Here is a 15,731-nt window from a genome sequence, read left to right as displayed (position 1 = left end):
TTAACAAGGAGAAAAAATGAAACATTTTTTAGTAGCCGTTTTGTTGTGTGTGGCGGTAAATGCCCCGGCGGAAATCATTTCCGCGGTGTCGTATAACCCGTCGCGTATGGGTGATTACATCTATTTAAAGGTGGCCGATAAGGCCAATTTAAAGGGCGGTATTGAAAGTAATACAATGACGGTTCGCTCTGGCGGTACCGTGAGTGTAAGTTCGCCTAATTTAAATTATGATGTTCCCGCCGTAGTGGGTGCGTCGGGTTCTACTTTGGATATGCCGAACACGGCTATTCACGGAAGCAATGCCAATACTTATAACGGTTATCAGTCCGTAAACAGCGGTATGCCTAGTGCACTTTTGAATAACGTGTATGTAAATGGCGGGCAAACAACGGTTAAAAACGATTCGTATATTTCTACGTTAAATGCGGTAAACCGCTTAAAACAAAAGGCGGCAACTCTGCGCGCTAATAAATTATCTGTCAGTGGTTCGGAGGACGCGAGCCTTTATGACGGCGCGACGACCGACGGATTTACGTTAGCGGGAAATGATATTCCGCAGCCGACATCTTCGCACGTGAATACAGGGGCGGCACTTAGCAACTGCACGTTAAAATGGGAAGAGCGCGTAACGAGTGATAACCAAAAGGTAAAACTTTTGGCCTTGGCGGGTTGCGGGGGAACTACTCCGTCCACGGGCGATTGTTCCAATGCTACCTATAAGGCAAGCCATAAGAGCGAGTGCTGCCCGTCCGCCTCTAAAACAGATACGGTGTGCTATCAAAAGTTGTATAAGTGGGTTCAAATTCGCACATATAATGATGAGGGGGGAATTAATGATGCTTGTTGTAAAACAAGTGGGTGTGAAACTTTGGGGGATACTTGTGATTGTCGTATGGGATGTACAACTAGTTCACCGCATGACTCGGGTTATTGCCGATGGCAGGAAAGACAATGCCAAGACACAGGAGAATACGAATATAAACAGTTGTGGTAAGTTGTTTAAAATAGCCCGGGGCAAGAACTTCCCCGGGTTTTTTATGGCAAAAAGAAACCCCTGCGGGACTAGTAACCGCAGGGGTATGTTCGGAGTTTGTTATTCCGTTTGGATAACTATTTCGCCTCTTGGGCCGTTTCAGCGGCGGCCGGAGTTTCGGCAGCAGCGTCGGCGGACACCACTTTTTTAACTTCCTGCAAGCGGGCGGCTTTACCGGAGAGTTTGGTGAGGTAGTTGAGTTTGGCTCTTCTTACCTTGCCCACTTTGAGGACTTCAATGCTGTCCACGCGGGGGGAGTGCACCGGGAAAATGCGTTCCACGCCTACGCCGAAAGAGATTTTGCGTACGGTGAACGTTTCGCTGATGCCGCTTCCTCTGCGGGCGATAACCACGCCGTCAAAGGCTTGGAGTCTTTCGTTGTCGCCTTCAACAACTTTTACTTTTACTCTGACGGTGTCGCCGGCTTTGAAAACCGGTACATTGGTTTTAAGATTGTGTTTAATTTCGTTGATATTCATAAAACTTACTTCCTCCGAATCGTTTTTTTCTTTTGGACCTTTTTTGACTTTTGAGAGGCGGTTTCAAGCAAATCGGGTCTTAACTGTTTTGTAATCTGTAATGCTTGTTCGTGTTTCCACGCTTCAATTTCTTTATGGTTACCGTTTAACAGCACCGCCGGAACCTTCCGCCCGCGCCAAACTTCCGGGCGCGTATATTGCGGGGCTTCCAACAAATGCCCTTCAAACGACTCCAAAGACGTTACGTCCTCTTTTTTAAAGGTGCCCCGTTGCAATCGGGTAATGGCGTCTATCATCACGCAGGCGGCCAATTCTCCGCCCGTTAAAATGTAGTCGCCAAGCGACACCTCTAAATCCACCTCGGGATATATTCTTGCGTCAATCCCTTCGTAATGCCCGCACACAACAATCAGGTGGCGTTTTTTGGCCAGTTTTTTAGCCAACTGCTGGTTAAAAACTTGCCCGCGCGGACTGGTTAAAATGACGTACGAGGTCTTTTTGCGCAGTTTGGAAATGGCTTGATAAAGCGGTTCCGCTTTCATCAGCATCCCCGGGCCGCCGCCGTAGGGCCTGTCGTCTATGGTTTTATGCTTATCCTCGGCAAACTGCCGGGGGGAAAGCGTACCCAATTTTATTATCCCCGCCTTGCGCGCCCGCCCCACAATACTGTGGGATAGCGTTTGGTCTATCATTTCTTCAAAAGCGGTGATAACGTCTATTTTCATTAATCTTCCAACTTTAAGGTAACTTTTTTGTTCTGTTTGGCGGCCGCGGCGTTTAAAACGGTTCTCACCGCTTTGATGATGCAGCCGTCTTTCCCAATCACTTTACCTTTGTCGGCGGCGTCCACCTTGGTGGACAGATAAACTTTGTTCTGCTCAACCTTTTCTTCCACTACCACATTATCGGGCGTGGAGGAAAGAGATTTCAAAAGCAGAGTGGCCAATTCTTTCATAATGCCTCGCGGGGATTATTTGGCGCTGGCTTTTTTAATCAAGTTCGCGACGGTTTCAGAGGGTTTAGCACCCACTTTCATCCAATATTCCACTCTGGGCATATTCAGTTTGACTTGTTCGGCCACGTTCGGGTTGCAGGGGTGATACTGGCCCAACACTTCTTTGGCTTCCTTGCCCACGGCGGAAGATTTTTCAATCGCCACTACTCTGTACTGGGCTTGGGCTTTTTTGCCGACTCTCTGTAATCTGATAACTACTGCCATTATGACTCTCCTTGTATGCTTTTACACGAGGTAAAAGACTGTAATTAAATGTCCGGGGCCGCCTGTCTGATTTGGTTGAGGGCCAATACAGGGTCCGCGGCTTTAAAAATTGCACTGCCGGCGACGAGCGCATCTGCCCCAGCCTTTATGGCGCGGGGGGCTGTTTGCGCGTTAATGCCGCCATCCACTTCCAGCCAAATTGCCTTGCCGGAAGCGGCGATAATTTGGCGCACCCGTTTAATTTGGTCTTCGCTGCCGGGCAAAAATGCTTGCCCGCCGAAGCCGGGGTACACGGTCATTACTAATACTAAATCCAACAAATCCGTAAGCGGAGCAATAAGTTCCGGGTCGGTGTCGGGCTTAATGGATAAACCCGTTTTTACGCCAAAACTTTTAATCAGTTTAAGCGTTTCTGCAATTTCGTCCTTTGCTTCAATATGCACGGTGAGCAAGTCCGCCCCCGCCTTGGCAAAGGGTTCTACAAACAACATCGGGTTTTCTACCATTAAATGGGTATCTAACGGTAAATCTGTTTTTCCTTTCAAAGAACTTACAACGGACGGCCCAAAACTTAAATTGGGTACAAAGTGCCCGTCCATAATATCCACGTGCAACCAATCCGCCCCGGCCTTCTGTACGGCGAGGACGTCTCTACCCAACTGCCACAAATCGGCCGACAGGATAGAGGGCGCAACAGATATTTTACCATTTGCGGAGGGCATTTTGGAAATTTTTATCATTGCAGTTCTCTTTCGCGCACTAAAACCCCGTCCACAAACACCCGCAAAGTGGCTCTGTCCGCAAACGGTACTTCCAGGTCAATTTTGGAGCCCGGCTGGCGCGTTTCGTTCAAAATTTCGTTCTCTATATCACCTTGTTCCAGCACTACGCGCACGCGGCTGGCGTTTTTGCCTTGCGGCATTTCATAATGCAGGTGGTACGATTTTTCATCGTCGCCCGCTTGTCGGCGGCTGACCGTAACTTCCAAGTTGGCGCCGGGGGCGATTTGGTTATCCGCCGACGGATTTTGTGCGGCAACCGTACCGTTGGGGAAGACGGATTTAGAATCTTCTTTAATAATTAAATTGATGTTTTGCGCACTGGCCCACAGGGTGGCTTCGGAGAGTTTTTTGCTCTTAAAGTTGGGGACCAAAATTACGCTGGCAGGCGGGGCACCGTTAGAAAGCACGAGGGAAACCTTGTCGCCTTTTTGCACCATACTGTCCGCCTTGGGGGTTTGGGCAACGATGAGGCCCTTTTCGTAAGTAAGCGAATAGGCGTTATCCACTTTGTCAACCAAAAGCCCCGCTTGGCGCACGGCCAGTTGGGCGCTTCTTAAATCGGTGCCGACGGTGTTGGGCACGAAAACCATTTCGTCCCCTTGGCTAATCCACACACGGATAACGCGCCCTTCGCGCACGGTAGAACCCGCAGAGGGCAACTGACGCAAAACGGAACCCGGAGCGACCTCTTTGGCAAACTCCACGCCCGCTTGCTTTAAAGCCAAATTGTTGGACGCGAGCAAGCCAAGAGCCTGCGTAACGGATTTTTTGGTTAAATCAGGTACGGTAACTTCCTTGCGGGTGTGCACTAAGGCGCCCAGCACCCAATCCGCCGATATAAAAATCAGCGCAAGAAAGAACACCACAATAAGCCCCGCCACAATCCATTTGGTGCGGTGGTTTTTATTGGTTTTCTTTAAAAAATCATCAAAATTCTGTTCGTTGCTCACGTTATTCTCTAAATGCCCCGTCGTGCGCTTTTAAGCCGCGCCCGTTGGCAAAGGCGTCGGCCGCCATTGGTTTTTTGCCTGCGGGGTGTACTTCGTTTAACCAAATACTTCCTTCTTTACATTTTACTAAAATTCCCCGGTTTCTTTCAATGAATAGCACGGTGCCCGCGGGTTCGTTTGAAGTGTTGTCGCCCAGTTCGGTGCGTACCACTTGCAGCCACTCCGTTTTGCCGTTGTGCGTAAAGGGAACTTTGGGTTTGGGGCCGCAGGCCAGGCCGCGCGCACGGTTGTTTAGTTCGTCGGCGGTCAAGAGTTCAGGGCGCAAAAGCGCGTCCTCTTTTTCCAGCATTGGGGCCACGGTCGGCTCGCCTTCTTGCGGAGTTTGCACCATATGGCCCTTTTCAATTTGCTCCAAACACTCCTTTAAACCGTCCAGGCCGAGCGGAATTAATTTTTCAAACAGGGTTTGGGCATTGTCTTGCGGCAAAATGTCGGTTTCCTTTTGCAGAAAGAGCGGACCGTCGTCCATACCGGGGCGAATCCAAAAGACGGAAATGCCCGTGTGCGTGTAGCCTTGGATTAAGGCCTGTTGGACGGGCGCCGCGCCGCGCAGTTTGGGCAGGAGCGAAAAGTGCACATTTAAAATGCCCAGTTTCGGCAGGGCCAAAAAATTGGGACGGAAGATTTTTCCATACGCCACCGCTACGCCCAAATCAAAGGGCACGGCGGCTATTTTGTCAAAACCGTCCTTTAATTTTTCGGGAGACAAAACGGGTAAATTCAGTTCCAGCGCGCGCTGTTTTACCGGGCAGGGGGTAATTACCATCCCGCGCCCGCGGGGCCGGTCGGCCTGCGTAACAACGAGTTGCACATCGGTGAGTTGGTGCAGTAAATCCAAATACGGCACGGACAAATCGGGCGTGCCAAAGAAAATTGTTTTTAATTTAGCCATATATATATGGTATCAAAAACGGGCGGTAAAAGTAATTTTTAAAAGGGCGTGTAGATTTTTAAAACTTTTTGCGTTCTTACTGGTAGAACCGAAAGTTCAAACATTGCAAAAAAGGAGAATTAGTATGAAAAAATTACTGGTATTTGTATTGGCCGGAACCTTTATGTTTGGGGCGTTTGCGCCAAGCGTATTTGCCCAAGGAGCCAAAACCCGCGGAACACTGGCGGAAGGTTTAAAAAACGGACCCAAAGCCGGGCTTAAAAATGGCCTTAAAAACGGAGCCAAGAACGGGCTCAAAAACGGCCTTAAAAATGGGCTTAAAAACGGTAAGAAAAACGGAGACAAAAAATAAAATTAGAGCGCAGGGCCTTCGGGCCTTGCGCTTGGTATGAAAGAGGATAAAAATATGAAAAACATCATTAATTTATTTGTAATAAGTTTATTTGCGTTGACTGCTGTGCCGCTCTGCGCGCAGGACGCGACAACCCCGGTACAAGGCCTTAAAAACGGTTTGGCGGATGGTTTAAAGGATGGGGCTAAAAATGGCCTTGCCGGTGGCTTAAAGGACGGGACCAAAAACGGGTTGAAAGAGGGGGCCAAAGAAGGACTTAAAAACGGACGGCAGAAGAGTCCCAAGAAGGAAAAAGCCCCCAAGGCTCATAAAGCCAAAAAGGCCCTTGGCAAAACGGGTGAAAAAACACATTTGACGGATGAGCAATTAGCCGCCAAACGCGAAGCGACGGACGCTAAAATAGAAGCCAAACGTGAAGCGGGCGACGCCCAGCGCGAAGCCAAATATGAGGCGCGCCTGGCCAATGCAAAAAGCGACGAAGCCCGCGCACATATGCAGGCCAGCCACGATAAAAAGGTGGAAAAATTAGAGCAAAAGCGCAATATCGCCGACGAAAAGAAAGACAACCGCCGCGAACAGGCAGATAACAAGCGTGCTTCCGCCCAGCAAAAGGCTTCTGCGGCTAAATCTAAAAAGAGTAGCGGAAAAAAGCATTAAAAACTTGTAAAATTTCTGCAAGAGGTATTTATGGATAACCGTTTGATTGAGCAGGCTTTTATAGAATTTCATACGCAATTAGTTCGTTTGGCTACCCAGCATTTAAATCCGGTACTGGCACAGCGGGTAACGCCGGACGATGTAGTGCAAGAAACCTTTTTGGCGGCTTGTAAAAGACTAAATTATTTTGAAGCCAACCCCGAGGTGCCCGTGTATTGCAAGTTGCGTAAACTGCTCTTTCAAACCTTATCCGACTTGGAACGTAAGCATTTACAGGCGCAAAAGCGGGACGCTTTTAAGGAACTTTGCGTAGGTGGGGATACTACCGCCACGGCGGCGCAGGTAAATTGGAATATGTTTGCAGATACTTTGACGAGCCCGCTTTCCAAATTAACGCGCCAAGAAAGGTACGGCCTGTTGCAAACGGTATTGGAACATTTATCCGAAAATGACAGACAAATTTTGGAACTCCGTCATTTTGACGGGATGTCCAATGCTGATTGCGCGGCCGTACTTAAAATTACGCCCAAAACGGCCAGTATCCGCTATGTCCGTGCGTTGGAGCGGTTGCGTACAAAGGCCGCGGAACTGTCGGGGTTTGGCTTATGAGTTTTGAAGAAGTCGTTGCCCAGTTTTTAGACGAGTGCCAAAAGGGCTTATCCCCGCAGGTGTCCGATTACCAAAAGCGCTACCCGCAATATGCCCAGCGGTTGGCCCAGGTGTTGCCGCTGTCGCAAGAATTAGAAAAATTACATCCTAAACCGGAAACGCCTCCCGAGCAGGAGCAGTTGGACGATTACCGCCTGCTTACCAAAATCGGCGCGGGTGGTATGGGAGTAGTGTACGAAGCCTTGCAGGTGTCGCTTAACCGCCGGGTAGCCGTTAAACTGTTGTCTCGCAACTTTGTAACAGACGAGGAGCAACGCAAACAGTTTGAAAATGAAGCCCTGATTATTGCCCGTTTGCATCATCCTAACATCGTGCAGGTGTTGAGCGCCAAGTGTACGCCCCAACGGTGTTACTACGCTATGGAACTTATCCGTGGCACCGGGTTGCACCAGTACGCCTTTAAAAATCTGCGGGAGATTGTCCAAGCCGGGCTTCAAGCGTCAGAAGCGTTAGCCTATGCGCACAGTTGTAAGGTGTTGCACCGGGATATAAAACCCGCCAATTTGCTGATTGATGAAAATGGACACGTTTATGTGAGTGATTTTGGTATTGCATTTCTAACAAACGAGCCGGGTAAAACCCCGGCAGACCCGCGTAGCGGAACGATTCGCTATATGGCCCCTGAAAAGTTATTGCGGGCTGAAAATACCTTTGCTACGGACCAATATTCCTTCGGGGCTACTTTGTATGAACTTATCACGCGCGAGCCGTTTATTGCCGGCAATTCCTACGGGGAAATTTCACAGAAAATAAGTGCGGGGAAAATCCCGCAGTTGATGTGTGCCGAGCCGGATTTAGCGGCGATTGTCAACAAATGCACGCGTGTAAACCCGGCGGAGCGGTACGGCAGTATGGCGGAGGTGGCGGACGATTTGAAACATTTTTTACATAGCGAACCCGTCCACGCGGCTCATACCTCGTGGGTACGCCGTTTTGTGCTATGGCGGCGAAGAAGCCCAGCGGCGGCCTTGTTTAGTTTGCTGGCGGCTTTTTGCGGGGTGGCCTTTGTGTTGGCCTTACTCATTGGATATGTTAATACGAATAAGGCCCTTAAACTGGCCCGACAAAATGCTGCCACGGCCGATGCCACCCTATCCAAAATTTTTACTTATGTACAAACGCAAACGCCCTCTTCGGGCGCGAGTGCCCTTTTGGGCGCGCTTATGCCTTATTATCAGGAAATTTCCACCCAGCAGAAGGTGTCGCCCGAAAAGCGCGCGCAGGTCAGCCAGTTGGTGGGCCAAACGGCGGAATTGTCGGGCAATTATGCGTTAGCCGAGCAGGCATTTAGAGAGGTGCAAACCCTTCGTCCGAGTGCTGCTTCTTTAAATCAACTGGCGCAGGTGCTGGAAAAAGCGGGAAAAAAGAAAGAGGCTATTTCCTTGCGCCAAACAGTAGCCAAAAATTACATACAGGCAGACAATAAGGCCGACCGTTACGAGGCCGTTCGGGCATTGCTCGCGTTACCCCAAGAGGAAGCCTTGCGCCGACAAGCCTTTGACGCGCTAAAACAACTGCTGGCACAGGAGCCGCAAAACGCGGATTATCTGTATGCTTATGCACGGCTCGTGGGGGAAAACCCGCGTTTGTTTGCAAGCGAGCGTATCCCGGGGGTGGAACCCAATGCGGTTGTATTATTAAACCGTATGTCCGAAAAATATCCCCAACGGGTGGAATACGGGTTAAGCGCGGTAGAACTAATGACGCGCAAACTGCGTTATAGCCAGCAGTTTCAGGCACGAGATTTTGAGAATTTGCAGTTGGCCTTGTCTTTGTCGGATAGACTTTTGGGGCAGTTCCCCAATACCCCGCGGGTGGTATCGTCTGTGGTCGCCTTGCGCAGTGGTGCTGTGCGGCTAATGCGGCGAGAGGGGGATTTTGCCTTGGCACGCAAGGAAACGGAACGGCTGCTGGGAATGTTGGAACTGCTGTTTTATAATCCGCAAACACCCGATGATGTAAAAGAAACCTTGCTGACTTTGCAATTAGACAGGTTGGAAATGTTTGTGCGGGACGGGCGCACTTCGTCAGCGGAAGAAATTAAAAAGCAAATTCAAACGGAACTGCAAGATTATCGGGGCGATAACGCGTCCGAATTTGCCCGCCGTTTGTCCGCTATAACCACAAGGAGCCCCCGATGAAAAAATTATTATTGGTAATCCTTTTGGGAATCATAAGTTTGAGTGTCTTGGCCCAGCGGCGTGTTCCGCGGGCAACGCAGGATGTTTCGCCGGCTTTGCTTAAAACCTTGCAGGTGGAACAGCACACCTTTGAGGGAAGTTTGCCTTACTGTCAAAATAAACCGCAGGTCCCTGTGGAAGCGTTAGTCGTGCTTTTGCACGGACGCAGTGGAAACGGCACGGATAACCTCGCCCAACTGACGAACCCGGCAGTAAAACCGCTCCTTACCTATGTGGAACAAACGGGGAAGAGGGTCTTGGTGCTAATGCCACAGGCCCCGCAACGCGGTGGGTGGAACACGGTGGAAGAACAGGTGGCCCGGTTGGTATCCTTTAAAATACGCGAATATCATCTTCCGGCTGATAAGGTGTACATTTCGGGCGTTTCTATGGGTGGTGGCGGTGTTTATTCCCTAATGGCAAAACATCCGGGTCTTTTTAACAAAGCCGTTTTGGTCAGCGCAGGCGGACGTGCGGATATGGCCCCAAAAATGAAAGGACAGTTTTTGCTTATTCACGGCGAGCAGGACCGCGTGATCCCGTTTACGCGGGCGGAACAAATGGCGCAAGCGCTTGCCCAAAATAAAGCGGTGCAAGTGGATCTGTGGCCCCTTGCCGGACGGGGGCACATAGACGGAGCCCAAGCGGCATATTCCGCCAAAACGTGGGATTGGTTATTTGGAGAGCAGACAAAATGAATTGGCAGAGTTTGGTTATTGGGGCGGCCGCCTTTGTATTAATTGGTGTGTTTCATCCGCTGGTGATTTGGGGGGAATATTATTTTTCCAAAAAAATTTGGCCCGTTTTTTTGGCGGTGGGGTTAGCCTTGCTGGCGGGCGCGCTTTTTTGCAAAGGGGAAATCCTTTCGCCCCTTTTAAGTATAGCGGGGTTTTGTGCGTTGTGGAGCATAAAGGAACTGTTTGAGCAGGAAAAGCGTGTGCAAAAGGGCTGGTTTGCCCAAAATCCCAACCGCAAATAAAAAAGGCCTGCCTTGGCGGGGAATAAGTAAAAGCGGTATAATAATAAAAAGCGCTTTTGTGCGTAAACCCTTTATAAGGAAAGAATTATGAAACAAGTGATTTTGACCGGAGACCGCCCCACGGGCCGCTTGCACGTCGGGCATTATGTCGGCTCTTTAAAAAGACGCGTCCAACTGCAAAACAGCGGGAAATTTGACCAGATTTTTATTATGATTGCCGATGCGCAGGCATTGACGGATAACGCCCACCAGCCCCAAAAGGTGCGCGATAACATTATTCAAGTGGCGCTGGATTATTTATCCTGCGGGTTAGACCCCGAAAAATCCACTATTTTTATCCAGTCTATGATTCCCGAACTTACGGAACTGACGTTCTATTATATGAACTTGGTAACCGTGGCGCGCGTAGGACGCAATCCCACCGTCAAGTCGGAAATTAAACAACGCGATTTTAAAACCAGTATTCCCTTGGGCTTTTTTGCCTACCCCGTCAGCCAGGCGGCGGATATCACGGCCTTCCGTGCTACCGCGGTGCCGGTGGGCGAGGACCAAATGCCGATGCTGGAACAATGCCGCGAAATCGTGCACAGTTTCAATTCCACCTATGGCGAAACCTTGGTGGAACCGCAAATTATCCTGCCTGATAACAAGGCCTGTTTGCGCCTGCCCGGTACGGACGGCAAGGCCAAGATGAGCAAATCCCTGGGCAATTGCATTTATTTGTCTGACGACGAGGAAACTGTACGCAAGAAGGTAATGTCTATGTTCACGGACCCGAACCACGTCCGCGTGGAGGACCCTGGCAAGGTGGAAGGAAATCCCGTGTTTGTGTATTTGGACGCGTTCAGCCGCCCGGAACATTTTGAAAAGTTTTGGCCCGAATACAAAAATTTGGACGAACTCAAAGCGCATTACCAGCGCGGTGGGTTAGGCGATGTAAAGATTAAAAAGTTCTTAAACCAAGTATTGCAAGACGAACTTACGCCCATCCGCGAACGCCGCAAACAATGGGAAGCGCGTTTGCCCGAAGTATATGATATTTTAAAGAAGGGTACCGAAAAAGCCCGCGCTGTGGCCGCGCAAACAATGCACGACGTACGCGCCGCAATGAAAATCAATTATTTTGAATAATAAAAGTTGATTTTTTGATAGAACACCCCCGCCAGCCCGCGAGGGTGTTTTGGTTAGGAAGCGAAAATGTACTTTACATACGGCAAAACGGAAACAGATTATTTGAAGCGTAAATGCAAAAAATTAGCCGCCGTGATTGACGCGGTGGGCCCTATTGCGCGTAAACTGGATGATGATTTGTTTGACGCCGTTGTGCACCACATTGTCGGCCAGCAAATTTCCAGCAAGGCGCAGGCGACTATTTGGCGGAGGATTAAGGAAAATTTAGGCCCCATAAATGCGCAAACCGTGCTGGCGGCGGGTGCGGAAAAATTGCAGGCCTTTGGGATTAGTTTCAAAAAAGCCGACTATATTTTGGATTTTGCCCGAAAGGTGCAAAGCGGCGCGTTTGACTTGCAGGCCGTGGCCCATATGCCGGATGATGAGGCCATTGCCGCCTTGGTTTCCTTACGCGGGATTGGCGTATGGACGGCGGAAATGCTGCTGCTTTTTTGTTTGGCGCGTCCCAATGTGTTCAGTTACGACGATTTGGCTATCCAGCGTGGTTTGCGTATGCTTTATCACCACCGCAAAATTACAAAACCGTTGTTTGAAAAATACCGCAAACGGTTTAGCCCATACGGCTCGGTAGCCAGTTTGTATTTGTGGGCGGTTTCGGGCGGCGCGGTGCCGGGAATGAGGGACTATGCTCCCCAAAAAACCGTTAAAAGGGGAAAATAATGCTTTATAAAACGGTTTATCACTCGCCCATAGGGGCATTGACCTTGGCCGCGGACGAAACGCACCTTGTAGGGGTGTGGTTAGCCGGGCAAAAATATTTTGGCGCTGCGTATAAGGAGCCATTTATAGAGCGGGCGAACCACCCCGTTTTGCAAAAGGCCGTGCAATGGTTAAGGGCCTATTTTGCAGGCAAACGCCCTGAAATTACCGCCTTGCCCTTAAAGCTGCAGGGGAGCCCCTTCCGCCAGCGCGTATGGCAAATTTTGTGTAAAATTCCCTACGGGCAAGTAGTTACCTATGGAGATATTGCCCGGCAACTTGTGCAGGAGCAGGGCCAAAAAAGTATGTCCGCACAGGCCGTGGGCGGCGCGGTGGGGCATAATCCTATTTCTGTTATCATCCCGTGCCACCGGGTGGTGGGGGCGGACGGGAGCCTGACGGGCTACGCCGGGGGCTTACAGGCCAAAAGTTGGCTGTTAGCCCACGAGGGCGTACAAATCAAATAACCTTTCTTTGGTGGGGCTTTTTACACAAGCCATTAAACGCGGTACGGTGGAAGCCTTGGAGTTCGCCAATATGGCTTGTATTATAGTTGAAACGATAATACACTAGATTCAGTTTGCCTGCTGGCCGCCTTAAATCAAAAAACCACGCTTGCGCGTGGTTTCTAAATTTAAGCCAAGACGGGGGATCGAACCCCGGACCTATCGCTTACGAAGCGATTGCTCTACCAGCTGAGCTATCTTGGCGTTGCAAATTGTTTATTTCTAACGTATATATTCTACAAAAAAACGGGAAACTTTGCACATACTCTCTTATTTCCCGACGGAGAAGCGCATTTTTTGCACTTGCGCTTCCAGCGCGTTCATCCGCGGATTATGGCGGTTCTTTTCCAAAAATTCTTCTTCCGTTACGCCCTTGGGCCCCCGCTTGTGAGCATCTATCCACGCTTGGGCCTGCGCCGGGTTACGCTCCATTAGGGCGATACTCGTTAAAAAGAGGTACGTCTCCGCATTGACCGGGTCCAGCACCAGCGAACGCTGAAAGGCGCGCTTGGCCTGCTCCATATTGTCCCGTGCATTTTGGCTGAACAGTTGAAATTCGTCCGCGCTTTTAGCCTGCGCAGCCCCTTGCGAGGCCCGCAACGCCATTGCATAGTACAACTGCCCCGTACTTTGATGCAAAGCCGTATGGTTGGGTGCGTATTTAAGCACATACGCAAAATCTTTTAGCGCGCGTGCATAGTCGTTGGACGGCTCGTTCGTATCGCCCCGGGTGGGGGAAAACTGCGTGGTCAAATCAAGCGTAGTGGCAAAGGTATTGGCGCGGTATTGGCGGTATTCCGTCAAAAGCGGGTTTAATTTTATTGCCCGTGTAAAATATGGCAGAGCCCCTTCGGCGTTGCCCATTTGCACTAAACGCACGCCTAAACTGTAATAATGGTTCGCCTGAAAGAGTCCATAAAACCACACCAGCCCCGGCACTGTGGCGGCCAGTATTAGGCCCGTTCGCGCCGTCCGGCTCGTCCACGCACTGCGTAAATACACATAACACACACCTAGTACGCAAAATAAAAGCACGCCCCACGCACAGCAAATTAAAAATCCGTCGCCTAATTTGCGGGCGGACATTGCGCCGGAAATCTCTTTAAACTCTCCTAACACTTGCCACGCCCCATAGGCCACGGCCCCCGCTAACACGAGCCGGGCCGCCCACAAAAGCCAAGATGCGGAAAAGCAGATTTTTTCGCCTGCGTTGTCTTCCTGTGGCGGGTTAGATAAGGCGATAATTACCCCAATAAAAACCGCAAAAAAGAGTCCGCTGGAAGCAAAGCGCAAACTGATATCCACAAAGGCGTGCGCCATTAGGCCGGCCAAGGCTGTTGCGTAGCCCAGCAAATAAAAGGTCCGCTCTTGCTCTTCGGCGGATAATTGGCTCACCGGGCGCAAGTTTTTCCACGCACTGGTAAAAACGAAAATTAACATCCACAAAAAGATTGCCAGCCCAATGGTCCCCGCCGTAGCCCATTGTTCCAAATACTCGTTTTCGGCGTGTTGGGTTTCGGTGTTGTGGGAGTTTTCAATATAAAAAATTTGCGGGCGTTTATAGGCCGGATAAATAATTTTAAAACTGCCCGGCCCCGTGCCCATAAGGGGGGAATCTTGCACCATTTCAAAGGTGGACAGCCACGTAAACGAGCGGAAACTGACCGATTGGAACCGCTTGGCCGTATAGACTCCGGCCAGCGCAAGCGCGCAGAGGAGCACACCAGTTGCTACGAGGTTTAATTTTTTAATGTGTTTGGTGGGGAAAAGGCGGTTTGTAAACAGGAAGGTTCCCAAGGCCGCGGCCGCCCCATACGCCAGCCACGCGCCCTTGCTTTCCGTGAAAAATAGTTCCACTAATCCTAGCCCCAAAAGCACCAGCAGGGATTTTTTGCGCGTAGCCAGATATTGCGCGCAAGTTACGCACGAGGCAAACACTACAAACGCGCCAAAGAAGTTTGGGTTTGCGTGCGTGGAGAAAATTCGGCGCGTAAAAAAGCCCCGCCACGGCAGAAAATCCGCCCCCGGCAAAAATCCGTCCACTATCTGCAAGGCCCCGTAAGTGAACGAAATCCACGCGGCAATAACAATAAATTTAGTAAGAGTGCGGATATCTTTTTGGGTAAATTCGGTGGCGATTAACAGCATTATCCCGCCGTACATCAGCAGGCGGATAAATTCCTCGGCGCTTTCCAAATGAAAGGGGCCGCATATAAAAGAAAGAATATTCCACCCAAGGTACGCCAGTATCGGGAGTAAAAACGGGAAATTTTGGCGCGTAAACGGGCTCTTCCACTCCGCTACTTTAAGCGCGGCCCATAAGCCTAATAGAACGACGGCCCCGGTGTGGAGCAAGGTTAGTTTTACTTGGGCGGTGTCGTATGTGCCTGTAAAAAAGGAAATACTGACGAGCAGGCTCGTCCACCCGGTAACGACGGGCAAACATTTGCGGATAAACGCCCCGAATACAGAAGCGGGGGCTTTTTTAATAGACGTGGAAATCTTTTTTGCGGACATAATTTTATTATAGCAATTAAACCGCGCCGGGCCCTAGCCGGGCCGGGGGGGAAAAATAAATTAGGGGTCATCCTGAATTGCCGCTCTTACCACTTATGTGGCACCCCGTAAGGTTTCTGTACGGGGTCTATTAATAGGGTTCAGGATCTACTGCTTGGGTGGTTTGTCGTTTGTAAAAATAAAGGTCATACTGGAAGGTTGGCCGGCGCGGAGCGTTCCAATATCTAATCCTTATTTTATAACGACAGATCCTGGACTACTGCTTTCCAGGATGACGGCAACAACTAACTACACAATCGGTAGATTCTGAAACAAGTTCAGAATGACCCTTGATTTTATAACAGCCTTGTTTTTCGCCGTCATCCCGTAGTGTTTTTATACGGGATCTCGTCGTTGCTGTGTTTGTCATTCCCGAGCGTCGTAGTCGGGAATCTGTTGTTTGTCGTTGGTGTTCTCTTACATAACAACAGATCCCCGACAGAAACATTCGGGGATGACAAACGGAGTATGGTTTTTTGTCGTTTTTTGATTGGTCGTTAAAGGTCCTAAAAGGGCCGTATAAAAGA

Annotated in this window: 17 protein-coding genes, 1 tRNA gene and 1 pseudogene; 10 read left to right on the top strand and 9 right to left on the bottom strand. The window is 49.9% G+C overall.

Features of this window, described 5'->3' with window-relative positions; translation table 11 throughout:
* Window positions 1-16: 16 nt before the first annotated feature.
* Window positions 17-994 (top strand): hypothetical protein, encoded by a 978-nt coding sequence (locus tag B2118_RS04615; RefSeq protein ID WP_428053612.1) that lies wholly within the window; start codon window positions 17-19, stop codon window positions 992-994.
* Window positions 995-1,176: 182 nt separating this feature from the next.
* On the opposite strand, the pseudogene rplS reads toward B2118_RS04615, so the two are convergent.
* From rplS to fmt, 7 genes and pseudogenes are all read right to left on the bottom strand, one after another.
* Window positions 1,177-1,512 (bottom strand): annotated as a pseudogene (gene rplS / locus B2118_RS04610) (50S ribosomal protein L19); the annotation flags it as partial.
* A 5-nt stretch (window positions 1,513-1,517) separates the two neighbouring features.
* Window positions 1,518-2,237 carry a tRNA (guanosine(37)-N1)-methyltransferase TrmD gene (trmD, locus tag B2118_RS04605; protein ID WP_428053610.1) on the bottom strand — a complete coding sequence of 240 codons (720 nt, stop codon included), beginning with the start codon at window positions 2,235-2,237 and terminating at the stop codon, window positions 1,518-1,520.
* Window positions 2,237-2,467, bottom strand: coding sequence for a KH domain-containing protein (locus tag B2118_RS04600; RefSeq protein WP_428053608.1), 231 nt, complete (start codon window positions 2,465-2,467; stop codon window positions 2,237-2,239). The genes trmD and B2118_RS04600 overlap by 1 nt, the downstream gene beginning before the upstream one ends.
* A 15-nt stretch (window positions 2,468-2,482) precedes the next feature.
* A complete protein-coding gene (rpsP, locus tag B2118_RS04595) occupies window positions 2,483-2,731 on the bottom strand; it encodes a 30S ribosomal protein S16 (protein ID WP_177745989.1) in 249 nt (82 codons plus the stop codon).
* A 44-nt stretch (window positions 2,732-2,775) separates the two neighbouring features.
* Window positions 2,776-3,471 (bottom strand): ribulose-phosphate 3-epimerase, encoded by a 696-nt coding sequence (rpe, locus tag B2118_RS04590; RefSeq protein WP_428053606.1) that lies wholly within the window; start codon window positions 3,469-3,471, stop codon window positions 2,776-2,778.
* Window positions 3,468-4,463 carry a PASTA domain-containing protein gene (locus tag B2118_RS04585; RefSeq protein WP_428053604.1) on the bottom strand — a complete coding sequence of 332 codons (996 nt, stop codon included), beginning with the start codon at window positions 4,461-4,463 and terminating at the stop codon, window positions 3,468-3,470. The genes rpe and B2118_RS04585 overlap by 4 nt, the downstream gene beginning before the upstream one ends.
* A gap of 1 nt (window position 4,464) precedes the next feature.
* On the bottom strand, window positions 4,465-5,415 hold the full coding sequence (fmt, locus tag B2118_RS04580) for a methionyl-tRNA formyltransferase (RefSeq protein ID WP_428053602.1): 951 nt from the start codon (window positions 5,413-5,415) through the stop codon (window positions 4,465-4,467).
* Between the two features lie 124 nt (window positions 5,416-5,539).
* Here fmt and B2118_RS04575 point away from each other — a divergent pair, with 124 nt between their 5' ends.
* The 9 genes from B2118_RS04575 (at window position 5,540) to B2118_RS04535 (ending at window position 12,609) form a co-directional block, all read left to right on the top strand.
* Complete coding sequence (locus tag B2118_RS04575; protein ID WP_428053600.1) at window positions 5,540-5,767, top strand: hypothetical protein; 228 nt, start codon at window positions 5,540-5,542, stop codon at window positions 5,765-5,767.
* A 54-nt stretch (window positions 5,768-5,821) separates the two neighbouring features.
* A complete protein-coding gene (locus B2118_RS04570; RefSeq protein ID WP_428053598.1) occupies window positions 5,822-6,424 on the top strand; it encodes a hypothetical protein in 603 nt (200 codons plus the stop codon).
* Window positions 6,425-6,454: 30 nt separating this feature from the next.
* Window positions 6,455-7,033, top strand: coding sequence for an RNA polymerase sigma factor (locus tag B2118_RS04565; protein WP_428053596.1), 579 nt, complete (start codon window positions 6,455-6,457; stop codon window positions 7,031-7,033).
* A complete protein-coding gene (locus B2118_RS04560) occupies window positions 7,030-9,234 on the top strand; it encodes a protein kinase domain-containing protein (protein WP_428053594.1) in 2,205 nt (734 codons plus the stop codon). The genes B2118_RS04565 and B2118_RS04560 overlap by 4 nt, the downstream gene beginning before the upstream one ends.
* The gene (locus tag B2118_RS04555) at window positions 9,231-9,971 is read left to right on the top strand and encodes a dienelactone hydrolase family protein (protein WP_428053592.1); all 741 of its coding nucleotides are present in this window, start codon (window positions 9,231-9,233) and stop codon (window positions 9,969-9,971) included. Before B2118_RS04560 ends, B2118_RS04555 begins: the two co-directional genes overlap by 4 nt.
* The gene (locus B2118_RS04550; RefSeq protein ID WP_428053590.1) at window positions 9,968-10,252 is read left to right on the top strand and encodes a DUF4491 family protein; all 285 of its coding nucleotides are present in this window, start codon (window positions 9,968-9,970) and stop codon (window positions 10,250-10,252) included. Before B2118_RS04555 ends, B2118_RS04550 begins: the two co-directional genes overlap by 4 nt.
* An 87-nt stretch (window positions 10,253-10,339) precedes the next feature.
* Entirely contained in the window at window positions 10,340-11,383 is a 1,044-nt protein-coding gene (trpS, locus tag B2118_RS04545; protein ID WP_428053588.1) for a tryptophan--tRNA ligase, read from the top strand.
* Window positions 11,384-11,449: 66 nt separating this feature from the next.
* On the top strand, window positions 11,450-12,103 hold the full coding sequence (locus B2118_RS04540) for a DNA-3-methyladenine glycosylase family protein (RefSeq protein ID WP_428053586.1): 654 nt from the start codon (window positions 11,450-11,452) through the stop codon (window positions 12,101-12,103).
* The gene (locus tag B2118_RS04535) at window positions 12,103-12,609 is read left to right on the top strand and encodes a methylated-DNA--[protein]-cysteine S-methyltransferase (RefSeq protein ID WP_428053583.1); all 507 of its coding nucleotides are present in this window, start codon (window positions 12,103-12,105) and stop codon (window positions 12,607-12,609) included. Before B2118_RS04540 ends, B2118_RS04535 begins: the two co-directional genes overlap by 1 nt.
* Before the next feature lie 170 nt (window positions 12,610-12,779).
* Here B2118_RS04535 and B2118_RS04530 read toward each other — a convergent pair.
* Together B2118_RS04530 and B2118_RS04525 are read right to left on the bottom strand one after the other, a co-directional pair.
* Window positions 12,780-12,852, bottom strand: a tRNA-Thr gene (locus tag B2118_RS04530).
* A gap of 66 nt (window positions 12,853-12,918) precedes the next feature.
* The gene (locus B2118_RS04525; RefSeq protein WP_428053581.1) at window positions 12,919-15,165 is read right to left on the bottom strand and encodes an O-antigen ligase family protein; all 2,247 of its coding nucleotides are present in this window, start codon (window positions 15,163-15,165) and stop codon (window positions 12,919-12,921) included.
* Between the last annotated feature and the right edge of the window lie 566 nt (window positions 15,166-15,731).

Source organism: Candidatus Avelusimicrobium stercoris (assembly GCF_002437085.1).
Taxonomy (GTDB): domain Bacteria; phylum Elusimicrobiota; class Elusimicrobia; order Elusimicrobiales; family Elusimicrobiaceae; genus Avelusimicrobium; species Avelusimicrobium stercoris.
This window is presented reverse-complemented; position numbering and strand designations above follow the sequence as displayed.

Excerpts from the sequence above, each read along its gene's own strand:
- rpsP (WP_177745989.1), bottom strand. The coding sequence starts at position 2,731 with ATGGCAGTAGTTATCAGATTACAGAGAGTCGGCAAAAAAGCCCAAGCC.
- B2118_RS04565 (WP_428053596.1), top strand. The coding sequence starts at position 6,455 with ATGGATAACCGTTTGATTGAGCAGGCTTTTATAGAATTTCATACGCAA.
- B2118_RS04535 (WP_428053583.1), top strand. The coding sequence starts at position 12,103 with ATGCTTTATAAAACGGTTTATCACTCGCCCATAGGGGCATTGACCTTG.
- B2118_RS04555 (WP_428053592.1), top strand. The coding sequence starts at position 9,231 with ATGAAAAAATTATTATTGGTAATCCTTTTGGGAATCATAAGTTTGAGT.
- rpe (WP_428053606.1), bottom strand. The coding sequence starts at position 3,471 with ATGATAAAAATTTCCAAAATGCCCTCCGCAAATGGTAAAATATCTGTT.
- trmD (WP_428053610.1), bottom strand. The coding sequence starts at position 2,237 with ATGAAAATAGACGTTATCACCGCTTTTGAAGAAATGATAGACCAAACG.
- B2118_RS04600 (WP_428053608.1), bottom strand. The coding sequence starts at position 2,467 with ATGAAAGAATTGGCCACTCTGCTTTTGAAATCTCTTTCCTCCACGCCC.
- B2118_RS04540 (WP_428053586.1), top strand. The coding sequence starts at position 11,450 with ATGTACTTTACATACGGCAAAACGGAAACAGATTATTTGAAGCGTAAA.
- B2118_RS04575 (WP_428053600.1), top strand. The coding sequence starts at position 5,540 with ATGAAAAAATTACTGGTATTTGTATTGGCCGGAACCTTTATGTTTGGG.
- B2118_RS04525 (WP_428053581.1), bottom strand. The coding sequence starts at position 15,165 with ATGTCCGCAAAAAAGATTTCCACGTCTATTAAAAAAGCCCCCGCTTCT.
- B2118_RS04560 (WP_428053594.1), top strand. The coding sequence starts at position 7,030 with ATGAGTTTTGAAGAAGTCGTTGCCCAGTTTTTAGACGAGTGCCAAAAG.
- trpS (WP_428053588.1), top strand. The coding sequence starts at position 10,340 with ATGAAACAAGTGATTTTGACCGGAGACCGCCCCACGGGCCGCTTGCAC.
- B2118_RS04550 (WP_428053590.1), top strand. The coding sequence starts at position 9,968 with ATGAATTGGCAGAGTTTGGTTATTGGGGCGGCCGCCTTTGTATTAATT.
- B2118_RS04615 (WP_428053612.1), top strand. The coding sequence starts at position 17 with ATGAAACATTTTTTAGTAGCCGTTTTGTTGTGTGTGGCGGTAAATGCC.
- B2118_RS04570 (WP_428053598.1), top strand. The coding sequence starts at position 5,822 with ATGAAAAACATCATTAATTTATTTGTAATAAGTTTATTTGCGTTGACT.
- fmt (WP_428053602.1), bottom strand. The coding sequence starts at position 5,415 with ATGGCTAAATTAAAAACAATTTTCTTTGGCACGCCCGATTTGTCCGTG.